Raw genomic sequence first — 14,805 nt, 5'->3', positions numbered from 1 at the left:
GCGGTCAGCCCCCCAGATCGGCCGGCGTCGGTAGGACGAAGGCCGAGCCGGCTGCGATCCCGGTCAGATGGGATGTGACCACGCGTTCCGGGATCAACGCCGTCGCCCGGCTGGCCAGGCCGCCGAGCGCGGCTGGGCGAAAGTTCAGCACCCGCCCGATCAGCTCCGCCTCCCGCACCAGCCGCCGGACCCGGCCCTTGCGGTACGCGCCGAACCGGTGGAACGCCGTCGCGAGATCGGGCGTCAGGTCCACGAACCGGGCCAGGATCGCCGCGTCCTCGAGGGCCTGACAGCCGCCCTGGCCGAGATGCGGCCGCATCGGGTGGGCCGCGTCGCCGATCAGCACCGCCCGACCCCGCGACCAGTGGGTCGCCTGGCCGCGGTCGTACAGATCGTTGCGTAACAGATCGGCCGGATCGGTGGCCGCGACCAACCGCGGGATCGGCTCGGCCCAGCCGGCGAGTTTGGCCGTCAGATACGCGTGCTCACCGCCCGGAGATGTCGACCCCTCCGGTGTGCGCTCCGTCGCGAACCAGTAGGTGTGGCTGGTGCCCAACGGCACATGGCCCACCTGGGTGCCCGGTGCCAGCGTCTCGCCGCCCAGATCCGGGTCCAGCGGGCACGCCGCGACGCCGCGCCACGCCGTGTAGCCGACATAGCGGGTGCGCAGCGGTCCGTTCAGCGTGCGGGCGACGACGGAGTTGACGCCGTCGGCGCCGACCACCGCATCCGCCTCGCGGACCCGGCCGTCCGCCAGTGTGATCCGTGCCGAGGACTCGGTCGCGGCCACCGCGGTCACCGCGACGCCCGCGTGCACCGCGCTGACCGGGAGCGCGTCCCGCAGGATGTCGGTCAGCGTCGACCGACGGACCACCACGAGTGGCTCACCGAGGGCGTCGACGATGCGCTGCGCCGAGGGGCGGCGCACCCAGGTGCCGTCCCGCCAGCGGATCGCGCCCGCGGTGACCCGCCCGCCGGCCTGGCGCACGGCGTCGCCCAGCCCGATCGCATCGAGTGCGGCCAGCGCGTTGGGCCACAGGCTGATGCCGGACCCGGAACCGACCTCGGCACGTTGTTCGATCACCGAGACCTCATGGCCCGCGCGCCGCAACGCGACGGCGGCCGACAATCCGGCGATGCCGGCGCCGATCACCGAGATGTGCGCTGACATGCCGCGACCTTATCGGGGCACGCGTCAACTGGCCGAGACAGCACAGTCACATTGCCGAAACGCGAGGCTGGTTTCCTGAAGGGCAACCCTGTCAACCTGTGGTGTACCCGAAAGGTGTCATTGCCGTATGAGACCTGCTCTCGAGCTCACAAGTGTGCCCCCGTGGGCCGTGACCGCGACCCGACCCCGGGCCGACACGTCCGGACGGTACTGGACCGTCGTCGCCTTCGGGGCGGACGGTGACGAGGTGGTCCGCGACTGGAGCGACGAGATCTACGCTGCCGGACGCGAATCCGGGTTGAGGATCCACCGGGTCGCCGAACACGACGCGGACGCGGCGTGCGCCGCGCTGGCCGCCGACGTGGCCGGCGCCCGAGTCGGCTGGCGACTGATGCTGGCCGGCCCGGCGAACGCCTGTCTACGGGTGCGCGCCGCGGCGCTCGAACTCGGCATCGCCGACGACGAGATCACCGTCGCGTCCACCGACGTCGGGTTGCGCACTGTGCAGTGCGTGCACTGCCGCGCCGTCACGTCGGTGCGGGCCGAACTGGAGGACGTCGTACCGTGCGCGGGCTGTGGCCGCAATCTCGTTGTGTACTACCATGTCTCGCGGCGACAGGGCGCTCACCTCGGCTTCATGATCGACGCCGAAGAGGTGGCCTCGTGACCGCGTTGAAGCTCACCGTCGCCGCGGTCGACGATTCGATCGACGGTATTCGCACCCTGACGCTGACCCACGTCGACGGCGCCCCGCTGCCGTCGTTCACCCCGGGCAGCCACATCGTCGTCGAGTGCGAGACGACGGGCCGGCCGGCCAACGCCTACTCGCTGACCGGGGACGGGGTCGCACCGGAGCGCTACGTGATCTCGGTGCTGCGCCGGGCGGACCAACTCGCGGGCGCGGCCAGCGGATCGCAGTGGATCCACGACGAACTCGCGGTCGGGGACACCGTGATCGCGCGTCCGCCGCGCAGTGCGTTCGCCCCGGTGCTGCGCGCGCGCCGACATCTGTTGGTGGCGGCCGGGATCGGCATCACCCCGATGGTTTCGCATCTGCGCAGCGCGAAACTGTGGGGCCGCGACGCCCGGCTGTACTACATCCACCGGCCGGGGCGGGGCGCCTACGTCGACACGGTCCGCGAACTGACCGAGTACGCGTCGATCCACACCCGGCGCGCACCGTTCGCGACCGAGATCTCGGCCGCCCTCGCCGCGCAGCCCCTCGGCACCCATCTCTACGTGTGCGGACCGCCCGCGTTCATCGAGTTCGTCGGCGTCACCGCCACGGCGCTGGGCTGGCCGGCGAGCCGAATCCACGTCGAGCACTTCGGTTCGGACGCCCTCGATCCCGGCGAGCCGTTCTCCGTCCAGGTGCGCTCGACGGGGGAGAGGTTCACCGTCGAACCCGGTGTCTCACTGCTGGAGGCGCTGGAGCGCCGCGGATTCGACATCCCGAACCTCTGCCGCCGGGGCGTGTGCGGCGAATGCCGGATCCCGGTGGCCGGCGGCGGCGCGATCACGCACCGCGACCTGTATCTGACCGACGACGACAAGAAAGCGGCGGACTCGCTGATGGCGTGTGTGTCACGCGGCTGCGCCGACCAGACCCTGGAGGTGGCGCTGTGATCTCGGCACCGGACCTGATCGAAACGTTCCCGTTCCCGTTCGCCGCGGACAGCTACCGCTACACCACCAACGTCGAGCCCGCGGGCGCGACGGTCCCCACCCCGGCGGGACGCTGGGGCGAGCGGGTGGTCGACGTCGACAGCGAATACGAAGCCGAACTCGCCGAGCGCGCAGCGATTCTCGCCGCCGATCCGACCCGGTACGCCGTGCTGCCCCATATGAGGACGGCGTGCTGGGACGCGATGATGACCCTGATGCGCGAGATGGCCACCGCCTACCCGGACACGATGTCGCTGCAGCGCACCGGGGCGGGCTGGCGATGGTGCAACGACCGTCTCGGCATCACCCAGGATTTCGTATTGGGGGACGAGTCGACCCTGCCTGCCGAGCCGCTCGCCTACATCGGCGGCCAGGTACAGGAGGACATCGTGCTGCTCGACCAGCGCGACGGCGATCTGTTCGGCGACGCCGGGGTGGTGACCTTCGCGGCCGACTGGTCGTTCGGGTTCGACGTGGGGATGACCTTTCTGGAGATCCACGGTCCGGTCCCACGGCTGCGCCAGACCGGCGTGATCACCCGCGCCCGTGAGTTCCTGATGCGGCTACAACCCGGCGAGACCTACCGGCGGACCAACTGGACCCTGACCATCGACCGGCGTCTCGACGTGTCGACCGAGCGCTATCACGAGTGGGGTCCCGACCGCACCCTGATCCAGTCCGTGTCCGACGAGGAGTTCGGGCGCCGGGTACACCTGCGGGTCGAGGTGCAGCACCTGATCCGGCTGCCCGAGTCGGGATCGATCTGCTTCCTGATCCGCACCTACATGCTGCCGCTGGCCGATCTGGCGGCCTATGAGCCGTGGCGCGTGCGCGCCGCGGCGGTGCTCGCCGACCTTCCCGACGACATGGCCGATTACAAGGGCATCATCGCCTACCGCGACCGCGCGGTGGCCTGGCTTCAGAACGCGGGCTGACACCCCGCACCGAATGCACGGTTTCTGACCGGATCGCCCACCTGAATCCGACAGAAACCGTGCATTCGGCGTGCGATCGGCGCCTGACCGGGGACGCGAAATCGCCCGGATCCTTTCGGATCCGGGCGATTCCGTAGTTCCCCTTTTGTCGAGACGTTCCCCTGCGGGACTCAGTACGGTGTCGGTTCTCCCTCCGCGGCCGGTCCCGGCTCCACCGGCTTGTGCTCGATGATCGCCTTGTACGCCTTGTTCTCGTGCTGGATCATCCGCACGAAGAACCCGACGAACAGCAGGACCGCGACGATGAAGCTCAGCCACACGCCGACGGAGAAGCCGCCGAACGTGAACACCACTCCGGGCACGTCATAACTGTCGATAGGACTGAACACTTACTTCACCTCCATCGTGCCGACCAGTGCCTTGCCGCCGTTGACGGGCATCACCGTCACCGGGATACCTTCGGGGTACGGGGTCGCGGGCACCTCGCTGAGGTCCAGACCCTGCTCCTCGACCTCCTTCGGGATGCGCAGCAGCCCAACCTTCTTCAGCAGCAGCGACAGGAAGTACGTCGGGAAGAAGCCGAGCGCGGCGAACACCAGCGCCCCGACGGCCTGGCCCCAGAGCGTGATCGACGGGTTGCCGTCGGTATTCGGGTAGCCGGACAGGAACACCCCGGCCATCAGCACCGAGTACAGGCCGATGCCGCCGTGGACGGAGAACGCGCCGACCACGTCGTCGATCTTGAACTTCTCCAGCAGCTTGCCGATGTACGGGATCAGCGCGCCCGCGCCCAGGCCCAGGATGAACGTCAGGGCCGGGTGGTAGAGGTCCAGACCGGAGGCGCAGCCGATGACGCCGGCCAGGCCGCCCGAGATGGTCCAGAACGGTTCACCGCGAGACGTCAGGTAGGCGCCGATGATGCCGCCGGCCAGGGCCATCAGGGTGTTGAATGCGAACGCGCTCAACGTCGTCGGGCTCGCGTAGATCGTCGCGTAGCCGTCGGCGCCGTAGATGACACAGCCCATCAGGAAGCCGAAGAACCCGGTGAAGATCAGGAACAGGCCGAGCATCGTCAGCGGCAGGTTGTGCGGCCGGATCGTCACGGCGGTGCCGTCGGCGCGGAAGCGGCCGATGCGCGGACCGAGGTTGATCAGGATGCCCAGCGCGGCGAACCCGGCGATCATGTGCACGCAGCCGGCCGCACCCACGTCGTGGAAGCCGAGCTTGGTGAGCATCCAGCCGGCACCGTGCCAGCCCCACGCGGCGCCGATGATCCAGGTCACCGAGCCGACCAGGACTGTCAGCACCAGGAAGCCGCTCGTCCGGATCCGTTCCAGCACAGCGCCGGACATGATCGACCCGGTGGTGGCCGCGAAGAGCGCGAACGCCCCCCAGAAGATCCCGCTGCCCGAGTCCGCGGTGTTCGGGCCCATGTTGTCGCTCCACGGCAATGCCGCCTTGGCCGCATCGTTGAACTCGATGAAGCCGCTGGGCATCGCGTTGTAGAGGAACCAGCCGACGAAGAAGAACGACGCCACGATGGTGGCGAACGCAAGCAGGTTCTTCATGGCCGTCGCCAGAACGTTCTTCGATCGCGAGGCGCCCACTTCGTAGGCGAGGAATCCCGCGTGGATGAGCATCATCAGCGCGATGGACATCCAGTAGAAGAATTCATTGTTGACGGACGCCATCGTTGCGAGTGCGTCCTCCACTTCAGGTGTCAAAGGGACCTCCGCCGTGTGGGTTGAATGACGTGCCCCGAGTCGCCGCGTTTATTCGTAGTGTTCTCGAGGTACTGATGGTGTACGAGGGTTGACGCTAACCGTGGGAATGTGTCCCACCTGTCAAGGCGAGTTAATTCCGTGTGAAGTCGTACGGTGTGCTGTGTTACGAAGAAGGCATGGCCGCTCATTCGGACGCGAATCCGGTATCCAGCACACCGTTTCACAACCTCGACGAGTTTCTGTCCCTGCCCCGGGTCTCGGGACTGGCGGTGTCGCCCGACGGCAGCCGCGTCGTGACGACCGTCGCGGCGCTCGACGACAAGCGCACCGAGTTCGTCAGCGCGCTGTGGGAACTCGACCCGGCAGGGCGCCTGCCGGCCCGGCGGATCACCCACGGCAGGACGGGGGAGTCGGCTCCGGCGTTCACCGCCGACGGCGATCTGCTCTTCCTGGCCTCCCGGCCGGACGCCGGTGAGGACAAGCCGCCCAAGGCGTTGTGGTGTCTGCCCGCGCCGGGAGGGGAGGCCTACCAGGTGTGCACGATGCCCGGCGGTGTCGACGGCGTGGTGTCCGCCGGCGGCGCGACCGTGCTGGCCTCGTCGATGCTGCCCTCGGCCACCGACCTCGACGCCGACGAGAAGCTGCGCGCCGCGCGCAAGGACAACAAGGTGTCGGCGATCCTGCACACCGGATACCCGGTGCGGTCCTGGGATCACGACATCGGGCCCGCGCAGACGCACCTGTTCCACGCCGACGGCGACACTCGCCGCGATCTCACTCCCGACCCCGCAGGCGCGCTGCGCGACAGTCACTTCGACATCAGTCGAGACGGCACCTTCGTGGTCACGTCCTGGAACGTCGCGGCACCGGGGGCGGCCTTGCGGAGCGTCCTGGTCCGGATCGACATGGCGACGGCAGAGCGCGCCGTGATCGCCGACGACCCCGGCGCCGACCTCGGGTTCCCGGCGATCGCTCCGGACGGACAGTCGGTGGCGTATCTGCGGGAGACTCTGTCCACGCCGCATCAAGCGCCCCGGATCACATTGGGGCTGCTGCGATTCGGCGAAGAACCGTGCGAGCTGACCGGTGGCTGGGACCGCTGGCCCACCTCGGTGACCTGGTCGCACGACGGCTCGACGCTGATCGTCACCGCCGACGAGAACGGGCGCGGGCCGATCTTCGCGGTGGACCCGCAGACCGGGGCGGTGAATGCCGTCGTCGCCGACGATCACACCTACTCCGACGTGCGCACCGCGCCCGGGGGAGTGCTCTTCGCATTGCGCGGCTCGTATTCGACCCCGCAGCATCCGGTCCGGATCGACCCGGACGGATCGGTGACCGTGCTGGATTGCGTTGCACTGCCCGAACTTCCGGGAAGCCTCACCGAGATCACCGCCACCGCCGAGGATGGGATGCCGGTCCGGTCGTGGCTGGTGCTGCCCGACGGGGAAGCACCCGCGCCGCTGGTGCTGTGGATCCACGGCGGCCCATTGGGCAGCTGGAACACCTGGCACTGGCGCTGGAATCCGTGGCTGATGGCCGCGCAGGGCTATGCGGTGCTGCTGCCCGACCCGGCGCTGTCCACCGGGTACGGCCAGGACTTCATCCAACGCGGCTGGGGGGCATGGGGTTTCGCCCCGTACACCGATCTGATGGCGGCTACCGACGCGGCATGCGCGCATCCGAGGGTGGACGACACCCGCACTGCGGCGATGGGTGGTTCGTTCGGTGGGTACATGGCGAACTGGATCGCCGGCCACACCGACCGTTTCGCCGCGATCGTGACCCACGCCAGCCTGTGGGCGCTCGACCAGTTCGGCGGCACCACCGACGGCAGCTACTGGTGGGCCAGGGAGATGACCCCGGAGATGACGAGCGCGAACTCGCCGCACCTTTTCGTCGACCAGATCCGGACCCCGATGCTGGTCATCCACGGCGACAAGGACTATCGCGTGCCGATCGGCGAGGCGCTGCGGCTGTGGTACGACCTGCTCAGCCGCTCGGCGCTGCCCGCCGCCGACTCCGGTCCCGAAACGGGCTCCACCGTGCACCGGTTCCTGTACTTCCCGTCGGAGAACCACTGGGTCCTGAGCCCGCAGCACGCCAAGCTCTGGTACGAGGTGGTGCTCGCGTTTCTCGGCGGGCACGTGCTCGGAGAGGACAGCGGGGTGCCCGAACTGCTCGGGTAGCGTCGGCGGACATGAGTGGAAACCAGCGCGACCACGACATCGTCCTGTACGGAGCCACCGGATTCGTCGGGAAACTCACCGCGCAATACCTGGCCACCGCCGGCACGGGTGCCCGGATCGCGCTGGCCGGCCGTTCCACCGACAAGTTGCTCGCCGTGCGCGACTCGCTCGGCGAGGCGGCGCAGGACTGGCCTCTGATCGTCGCCGACGCGTCGCAGCCGTCGACCCTCAACGAGATGGCCGCCGGCACCCGCGTCGTGATCACCACGGTCGGCCCCTACCTGCGTTACGGGCTGCCGCTGGTGGCCGCCTGCGCGGCCGCGGGCACCGACTACGCCGACCTGACCGGCGAGAGCCTGTTCGTCCGCAAGGCCATCGACCAGTACCACGAGCAGGCCGTCGAGACCGGGGCACGCATCGTGCACGCCTGCGGGTTCGATTCCATCCCGTCCGATCTGACGGTGTTCGCGCTGTACCGACAGACGCAGCAGGACGGCACCGGCGAGCTCACCGACACCAACTTCGTCGCGAAGAGCTTCGCCGGCGGCGTATCGGGCGGCACCATGGCGTCGATGATCGAGTTCGTGCGCGAGGCCGCACAGGACCCCGATGGACGGCGGCTGGTCGAGGATCCGTACACGCTGAGCCCCGACCGGGCCGCCGAACCCGAACTCGGGGCCCAACCCGACGCCCGGTGGCGGCGCGGCCGGGAGATCGCCCCCGAACTGTCCGGCTACTGGGTGGGCGCGTTCCCGATGGCGATCCCCAACTCGCGGATCGTGCGGCGGAGCAACGCGCTGCTCGGCTACGGCTACGGCCGGCGCTTCGAGTACGCCGAGCAGATGAGCCTCGGCCGCTCCGTGGCCGCACCGGTACTCGCGGCGATGGCGACGGCGGGCAATGCCGCCACCTTCGGACTCGGCACCCGGTTCCTCGACCGCGTCCCGCGCGGCATGCTCGAGCGTGTGCTGCCCAAGCCGGGTACCGGACCCGACGAACGCACCCGCGAGCGTGGTCACTACACCGTCGAGACGTACACCACCACCACCAAGGGGGCGCGCTACGTGGCCCGGATGTCGCAGCAGGGCGACCCCGGGTACAAGGCCACCGCGGTGCTGCTCGGCGAGAGCGGCCTGGCGCTCGCGCTGGACCGCGACAAGCTGTCCGACCTGCACGGAATCCTGACCCCGGCGGCCGCGATGGGCGATGCGCTGCTGGCCCGATTCCCCGCCGCGCAGGTCTCCCTCGACGTCACGCGATTGAACTAGCCGAAGTCTTCCGGGCGCCGGTCGGCGGGTCTACCGTCGGATCATGGCCGACCTCGATGATCTCTACGCGCAGATACCCACACAGCAGATCGCGCAGCGGCTGGGCGCGGACGAGAACGAGGTCGGCAGCGCGGTGAAAACACTGCTGCCGGTGCTGGTCGGCGGGCTGCAGCACAACGCCGCGGACCCCGGCGCCGCGGCAGGTATCGCCGCCGCGGCGGACAACCACGCCGCCAGCGGTCTGCTCGACGGCGGCGTCGACGTCGACCAGGTCGACGAAGCCGACGGATCCAAGGCGATCGCGAAGATCTTCGGTGGCAACGACACCGGTCAGGTCGCTTCGGCCTTGTCCGGCGGCGGCGCCGGGAACAGCGAGCTGATCAACAAGCTGCTGCCGATCCTCGCGCCGATCGTGCTCGCCTACATCGGCAGGAAGCTCTCGGGTGGGCAGAGCGCGCCGTCGGGTCAGTCCGGGGGCGGACTCGGCGACATCCTCGGCGGAATCCTCGGCGGCGGGCAGGGCGCCGGCGGCGGAGGCGACAACCCGCTGGGCAGCATCCTGGGCAGCGTGCTCGGCGGGGACAAGGGCGGACCCCTCGGCGACATCCTGGGCGGCCTGTTGGGCGGGCGAAAATAGCCGGTCCGTCGGGCGCGACCGAACCATCCGCAGGGACTTCCTAGAATGGCGCGGTGACTTCCCAGCCCAATTCCGACGGTGACGCGCGCGGCGTCCCCGAGCTCGACTCCCTGCCCAAGTCCTGGGATCCGGGGGCGGTGGAGAGCGATCTGTACGACGGCTGGGTCAAGGCCGGCTACTTCACCGCCGACCCCGCGAGCGACAAGCCCGCGTACTCGATCGTGCTGCCGCCGCCCAACGTGACCGGCAGCCTGCACATGGGCCACGCGCTGGACCACACCCTGATGGACGCGCTGACCCGGCGCAAGCGCATGCAGGGCTACGAGGTGCTGTGGCTGCCCGGGATGGACCACGCCGGCATCGCCACCCAGACGCTGGTCGAGAAGCAGCTGGCCGCCGACGGCAAGACCAAGGAAGACCTCGGCCGCGAGCAGTTCATCGAGAAGGTGTGGGACTGGAAGCGCGAGTCCGGCGGCACCATCGGGGCGCAGATGCGCCGCATCGGCGACGGGGTCGACTGGAGTCGCGACCGCTTCACAATGGACGAGACGCTGTCGCGCGCCGTCCGCACGATCTTCAAACGGCTCTTCGACGCCGGGCTGATCTACCAGGCCGAGCGGCTGGTCAACTGGTCCCCGGTGCTGGAGACCGCGATCTCCGACCTCGAGGTCAAGTACGAGGACGTCGAGGGTGAGCTGGTGTCGTTCCGGTACGGCTCGATGGACGACGCCGAGCCGCACATCGTCGTGGCCACCACCCGGCTGGAGACGATGCTCGGCGACACCGCGATCGCGGTGCACCCCGACGACGACCGCTACCGCCACCTCGTCGGCACGACGCTGCCGCACCCGTTCCTCGACACCGAGCTCATCGTCGTCGCCGACTCGCACGTCGACCCCGAATTCGGCACCGGCGCAGTCAAGGTCACCCCGGCGCACGATCCCAACGACTTCGAGATCGGCCTGCGCCACCAGCTGCCGATGCCGACGATGCTCGACACGAAGGGCCGCGTCGCCAACACCGGCACGCAGTTCGACGGCATGGACCGCTTCGCGGCCCGCGTCGCGGTGCGGGAGGCGCTCGCCGCCCAGGGCCGCATCGTCGACGAGAAGCGGCCGTACCTGCACAGCGTCGGGCATTCCGAGCGCAGCGGTGAGCCGATCGAACCCCGGCTGAGCCTGCAGTGGTGGGTCAAGGTGGAGTCGCTGGCCAAGGCGGCCGGCGACGCAGTCCGCAACGGCGACACCGTGATCCATCCGGCGAGCCTGGAACCGCGGTGGTTCGCCTGGGTGGACAACATGCACGACTGGTGCATCTCGCGCCAGCTGTGGTGGGGCCACCGCATCCCGATCTGGCACGGCCCCAACGGCGAGACCGTCTGTGTCGGCCCCGACGAGACCCCGCCCGAGGGCTGGGAACAGGACCCGGACGTGCTGGACACCTGGTTCAGCTCCGCGCTGTGGCCGTTCTCGACGATGGGCTGGCCGGACCGCACCCCCGAGTTGGAGAAGTTCTATCCGACGACGGTGCTGGTCACCGGCTACGACATCCTGTTCTTCTGGGTGGCCCGGATGATGATGTTCGGCACCTTCGTCGGCGACGACCCGGCGATCACCGGCGACGGCGCCCGGGGTGCGCAGGTGCCGTTCGAGAACGTGTTCCTGCACGGCCTGATCCGCGACGAGTTCGGCCGCAAGATGAGCAAGTCGCGCGGCAACGGCATCGACCCGCTGGACTGGGTGGAGGCCTTCGGCGCCGACGCGCTGCGGTTCACCCTGGCCCGCGGCGCCAGCCCGGGCGGCGACCTCGCGATCGGCGAGGACCACGCCCGCGCGTCCCGCAACTTCGCCACGAAGCTGTTCAACGCCACCCGGTTCGCACTGCTCAACGGGGCCAGCCCGGCCCCGCTGCCGCCGGCCGCCGAACTGACCGACGCCGACCGGTGGATCCTCGGCAGGCTCGAAGAGGTCCGCGCGGACGTCGACGCCGCCCTCGACGCCTACGAGTTCAACCGGGCCTGTGAGGCGCTCTACCACTTCGCGTGGGACGAGTTCTGCGACTGGTATCTGGAGTTGGCGAAAGTCCAACTCGGCCAGGAAGAGGCACATACCGCACGCACTACAGCGGTGCTCGCCGCGGTGCTGGACACGCTGCTCAAGCTGCTGCACCCGGTGATGCCGTTCGTCACCGAGGTGCTGTGGAAGACGTTGACCGGGGGTGAGTCGCTGGTCATCGCGGACTGGCCGCAGCCCAGCGGATTCGCGGCCGATCATGCTGCGGCGCAACGGATCGCCGATATGCAGAAGCTGATCACCGAGGTCCGCCGGTTCCGCAGCGACCAGGGCCTGGCCGACCGGCAGAAGGTGCCTGCCCGGCTGTCGGAGGTGACCGCCGCGGGTCTGGACGCCCACGTGCCCGCCGTCACCGCGCTGGCCTGGCTGACCCCGCCCGCCGACGGTTTCACCCCGTCGGCGGCGGTCGAGGTGCGGTTGTCCTCGGCCACGGTCGTCGTCGAGGTGGACACCTCCGGCACCGTCGACGTCGACGCCGAACGCCGCAGGCTGGAAAAGGATCTCGCCGCCGCCGAGAAAGAGCTGGCCGGCACGTCGGCGAAACTCGGCAACGACGCGTTCCTGGCCAAGGCTCCCGAGGCGGTCGTCGACAAGATCCGGGCGCGCCAGCAGGTCGCCGGTGAGGAAGTGGAACGGATCAAGGCGCGGCTGGCCGCACTCTCATGACCGAACCCACGCCCGACGAGGTCGCCGCACTGCTGCAGGTCGAACATCTGCTCGACCAACGCTGGCCCGAAACCAAGATCGAGCCGAGCACCAGCCGGATCTCGGCGCTGCTGGAGATGCTCGGATCGCCGCAGCAGGGTTATCCGTCGATCCACATCGGCGGGACCAACGGCAAGACCTCGGTCGCGCGGATGGTCGACGCGCTGCTGACCGCGTTCTCCCGGCGCACCGGCCGCACCATCAGCCCGCACCTGCAGTCGGCCGTCGAGCGCATCGCCATCGACGGTGTGCCGATCAGCCCGGCGACCTACGTGGACACCTACCGCGAGATCGAGCCGTTCGTCGAGCTCGTCGACCAGCAGTCCGAGGCCGCGGGCGGCCCCAAGATGAGCAAGTTCGAGGTCGTCACCGCGATGGCGTTCGCCGCGTTCGCCGACGCGCCGGTCGACGTGGCCGTGGTGGAGGTCGGGCTCGGCGGACGGTGGGACGCCACCAACGTCGTCAACGCGCCCGTCGCCGTCATCACCCCGATCGGGCTGGATCACGTCGACTACCTCGGCGGTACGGTCGCCGAGATCGCCGCGGAGAAGGCGGGCATCATCACCCGCCAGGCTGACGACCTGGTGCCCACCGACACCGTCGCCGTCATCGCCCGCCAGGTGCCCGAGGCGATGGAGGTTCTGCTCGCCCAGGCCGTGCGCGCCGAGGCCGCGGTCGCCCGGGAGGACTCGGAATTCGCCGTCGTCGGCCGCCAGGTCGCCATCGGCGGCCAGCTCCTCGAGCTGCAGGGCCTCGGCGGCTTGTATTCGGAGATCTTCCTGCCGTTGCACGGCGAGCACCAGGCCCGCAACGCGGTGCTCGCGCTGGCGGCCGTCGAGGCGTTCTTCGGCGCGGGCGCGCAGCGCCAGCTCGACCTCGACACCGTGCGGGCCGGATTCGCCTCGGTCACCTCGCCCGGACGGCTGGAGCGGATGCGCAGCGCACCAACGGTTTTCATCGACGCCGCGCATAACCCGTCCGGGGCGGCGGCGCTGTCGGAGACGTTGCGCGACGAGTTCGACTTCCGCTTCCTGGTCGGTGTCGTCTCGGTGATGGGGGACAAGGACGTCGACGGCATCCTGGCGGCGCTGGAACCTGTACTGGACCAGATCGTGGTGACCCACAACGGATCCCCGCGAGCACTGGAGGTGGCCGCGCTGGCGGTCAAGGCCGAGGAGCTTTTCGGGCCCGAGCGGGTCATCACCGCGGAGACCCTCCCGGACGCGATCGAGACCGCGACCGCGCTGGTCGAGGAGTCCGGAAGTGACGGCGACGCCGCCGGGATGAGCGGCGCCGGGATCGTCATCACCGGATCGGTGGTCACCGCCGGTGCGGCGCGCACGCTGTTCGGAAAGGACCCCGCATGAGCGAGCAACCGCCGCAACCCGCCGCCGGCCCGCCGCCACCGGATCCGTGGAAGAGCTTCCGGGGCGTGATGGCGGGGACGCTGATCCTGGAGGCCGTCGTCGTGCTGCTGGCGCTGCCGGTGGTCGGCGCCGTCGGTCCGGGCCTGACCGTGTGGACGACGACCTATGTCCTCGGCGTCGCGGTGCTGCTGGTGCTCCTGGCCGGGGTGCAGGGCCGCCCGTGGGCGCTGTGGGCCAACCTCGGGATGCAGTTGCCGCTCGTGGCCGGCTGGTTCCTCTATCCCGGCATCGGTTTCATCGGGTTGCTGTTCATCGTGGTGTGGCTGCTCATCGCCTACCTGCGCGCGGAGGTGCTGCGCCGGCAGAAGCGGGGCCTGCTTCCGGGGCAGCGTCCCGATCCCCGATAGGCTGTCCTGCGTGACTGAGCGAACTCTCGTACTGATCAAGCCCGACGGTGTGCAGCGCCGCCTCATCGGAGAGATCATCAGCCGAATCGAAGCCAAAGGCCTGGCGATCGCCGCCCTGGAGCTGAAGAACGTCAGCGACGAAACCGCCCGCGCGCACTACGCCGAACACGAGGGCAAGCCGTTCTTCCCCTCGCTGCTGGAGTTCATCACCTCCGGCCCGGTGGTCGCGGCCGTGCTCGAAGGCCCGCGGGCGATCGCGGCGTTCCGGCAACTCGCCGGCGGCACCGATCCCGTCGAGAAGGCGACCCCCGGCACCATCCGGGGTGACCTGGGCCTGGAGACGCAGTTCAACCTGGTCCACGGCTCCGATTCGCCGGATTCCGCGGCCCGCGAAATCGCCCTCTGGTTCCCCGAGCTCTGAGGCCGCATCGCCGGGCCGACCCCGGCCTTCGCGGATCACTCTCCGAGGTGTGGGATAATGGTCGAGGGTGACCGGCCTTACAACCCGGGCCGAGCACCCGAATGAAGACTTCGACGAGCGCGACCACCGTCTACCCACGGTGCGGCGCAGACCGTCCGGCCATCATTCAGACAGGCACCGAGATCGTTCTTTCGGGATCACTCGGAGCGAGACCATTACAAGTCCGGGAGTTGGTAGCCCGGAC

13 protein-coding genes are annotated in these 14,805 nt (G+C 69.5%); 10 read left to right on the top strand and 3 right to left on the bottom strand.

Translation table 11 applies throughout. The annotated features are described in order from the left end of the window. Positions 1–4 precede the first annotated feature (4 nt). Positions 5–1,171: an FAD-dependent oxidoreductase gene (locus tag BST38_RS26250; protein ID WP_083146437.1), complete on the bottom strand. Its 1,167-nt coding sequence runs from the start codon at positions 1,169–1,171 to the stop codon at positions 5–7. Positions 1,172–1,298: 127 nt separating this feature from the next. Between BST38_RS26250 and BST38_RS26245 the strand changes: the two genes are divergently transcribed. The 3 genes from BST38_RS26245 to BST38_RS26235 are packed head-to-tail and all read left to right on the top strand — an operon-like array spanning position 1,299 to position 3,771. Next, the gene (locus BST38_RS26245) at positions 1,299–1,838 is read left to right on the top strand and encodes a dimethylamine monooxygenase subunit DmmA family protein (protein ID WP_083146435.1); all 540 of its coding nucleotides are present in this window, start codon (positions 1,299–1,301) and stop codon (positions 1,836–1,838) included. Next, complete coding sequence (locus BST38_RS26240) at positions 1,835–2,797, top strand: PDR/VanB family oxidoreductase (protein ID WP_083146433.1); 963 nt, start codon at positions 1,835–1,837, stop codon at positions 2,795–2,797. The genes BST38_RS26245 and BST38_RS26240 overlap by 4 nt, the downstream gene beginning before the upstream one ends. Beyond that, the gene (locus BST38_RS26235) at positions 2,794–3,771 is read left to right on the top strand and encodes a heme-dependent oxidative N-demethylase family protein (protein ID WP_083146432.1); all 978 of its coding nucleotides are present in this window, start codon (positions 2,794–2,796) and stop codon (positions 3,769–3,771) included. The genes BST38_RS26240 and BST38_RS26235 overlap by 4 nt, the downstream gene beginning before the upstream one ends. A 170-nt stretch (positions 3,772–3,941) precedes the next feature. On the opposite strand, the gene BST38_RS26230 is transcribed toward BST38_RS26235, so the two are convergent. After that, on the bottom strand, positions 3,942–4,160 hold the full coding sequence (locus tag BST38_RS26230; RefSeq protein ID WP_083146431.1) for a hypothetical protein: 219 nt from the start codon (positions 4,158–4,160) through the stop codon (positions 3,942–3,944). Then, the gene (locus BST38_RS26225; protein WP_083146430.1) at positions 4,161–5,495 is read right to left on the bottom strand and encodes an ammonium transporter; all 1,335 of its coding nucleotides are present in this window, start codon (positions 5,493–5,495) and stop codon (positions 4,161–4,163) included. Positions 5,496–5,671: 176 nt separating this feature from the next. On the opposite strand from BST38_RS26225, the gene BST38_RS26220 reads away from it, so the two are divergent. Genes BST38_RS26220 through ndk form a run of 7 tightly spaced genes read left to right on the top strand, consistent with a single transcriptional unit; the run spans position 5,672 to position 14,561 of the window. Next, positions 5,672–7,684, top strand: coding sequence for a S9 family peptidase (locus BST38_RS26220; RefSeq protein ID WP_083146488.1), 2,013 nt, complete (start codon positions 5,672–5,674; stop codon positions 7,682–7,684). Positions 7,685–7,695: 11 nt separating this feature from the next. Beyond that, a complete protein-coding gene (locus BST38_RS26215; protein ID WP_083146429.1) occupies positions 7,696–8,952 on the top strand; it encodes a saccharopine dehydrogenase family protein in 1,257 nt (418 codons plus the stop codon). Between the two features lie 43 nt (positions 8,953–8,995). Continuing rightward, positions 8,996–9,589 (top strand): DUF937 domain-containing protein, encoded by a 594-nt coding sequence (locus BST38_RS26210; protein WP_083146428.1) that lies wholly within the window; start codon positions 8,996–8,998, stop codon positions 9,587–9,589. A 53-nt stretch (positions 9,590–9,642) separates the two neighbouring features. Continuing rightward, positions 9,643–12,327 (top strand): valine--tRNA ligase, encoded by a 2,685-nt coding sequence (locus BST38_RS26205; RefSeq protein WP_083146427.1) that lies wholly within the window; start codon positions 9,643–9,645, stop codon positions 12,325–12,327. Beyond that, positions 12,324–13,733 (top strand): bifunctional tetrahydrofolate synthase/dihydrofolate synthase, encoded by a 1,410-nt coding sequence (gene folC, locus BST38_RS26200; protein ID WP_083146426.1) that lies wholly within the window; start codon positions 12,324–12,326, stop codon positions 13,731–13,733. Before BST38_RS26205 ends, folC begins: the two co-directional genes overlap by 4 nt. Next, positions 13,730–14,140, top strand: a complete 411-nt coding sequence (locus tag BST38_RS26195) for a DUF4233 domain-containing protein (RefSeq protein ID WP_083146425.1) — start codon at positions 13,730–13,732, stop codon at positions 14,138–14,140. Before folC ends, BST38_RS26195 begins: the two co-directional genes overlap by 4 nt. 10 nt (positions 14,141–14,150) lie before the next feature. Next, entirely contained in the window at positions 14,151–14,561 is a 411-nt protein-coding gene (gene ndk / locus BST38_RS26190; protein ID WP_083146424.1) for a nucleoside-diphosphate kinase, read from the top strand. The last annotated feature ends 244 nt before the right edge of the window (positions 14,562–14,805 follow it).

This window comes from Mycolicibacterium parafortuitum, assembly GCF_002086815.1.
GTDB lineage: Bacteria > Actinomycetota > Actinomycetes > Mycobacteriales > Mycobacteriaceae > Mycobacterium > Mycobacterium parafortuitum.
The sequence above is the reverse complement of the archived record's forward strand: the minus strand, read 5'-3'. Positions and strand labels throughout refer to the sequence as shown.

Bases quoted from the DNA above. Each gene is read 5' to 3' on its own strand.
- BST38_RS26195 (WP_083146425.1), top strand. From the start codon at position 13,730: ATGAGCGAGCAACCGCCGCAACCCGCCGCCGGCCCGCCGCCACCGGAT.
- BST38_RS26220 (WP_083146488.1), top strand. From the start codon at position 5,672: ATGGCCGCTCATTCGGACGCGAATCCGGTATCCAGCACACCGTTTCAC.
- BST38_RS26250 (WP_083146437.1), bottom strand. From the start codon at position 1,171: ATGTCAGCGCACATCTCGGTGATCGGCGCCGGCATCGCCGGATTGTCG.
- folC (WP_083146426.1), top strand. From the start codon at position 12,324: ATGACCGAACCCACGCCCGACGAGGTCGCCGCACTGCTGCAGGTCGAA.
- BST38_RS26210 (WP_083146428.1), top strand. From the start codon at position 8,996: ATGGCCGACCTCGATGATCTCTACGCGCAGATACCCACACAGCAGATC.
- BST38_RS26245 (WP_083146435.1), top strand. From the start codon at position 1,299: ATGAGACCTGCTCTCGAGCTCACAAGTGTGCCCCCGTGGGCCGTGACC.
- BST38_RS26215 (WP_083146429.1), top strand. From the start codon at position 7,696: ATGAGTGGAAACCAGCGCGACCACGACATCGTCCTGTACGGAGCCACC.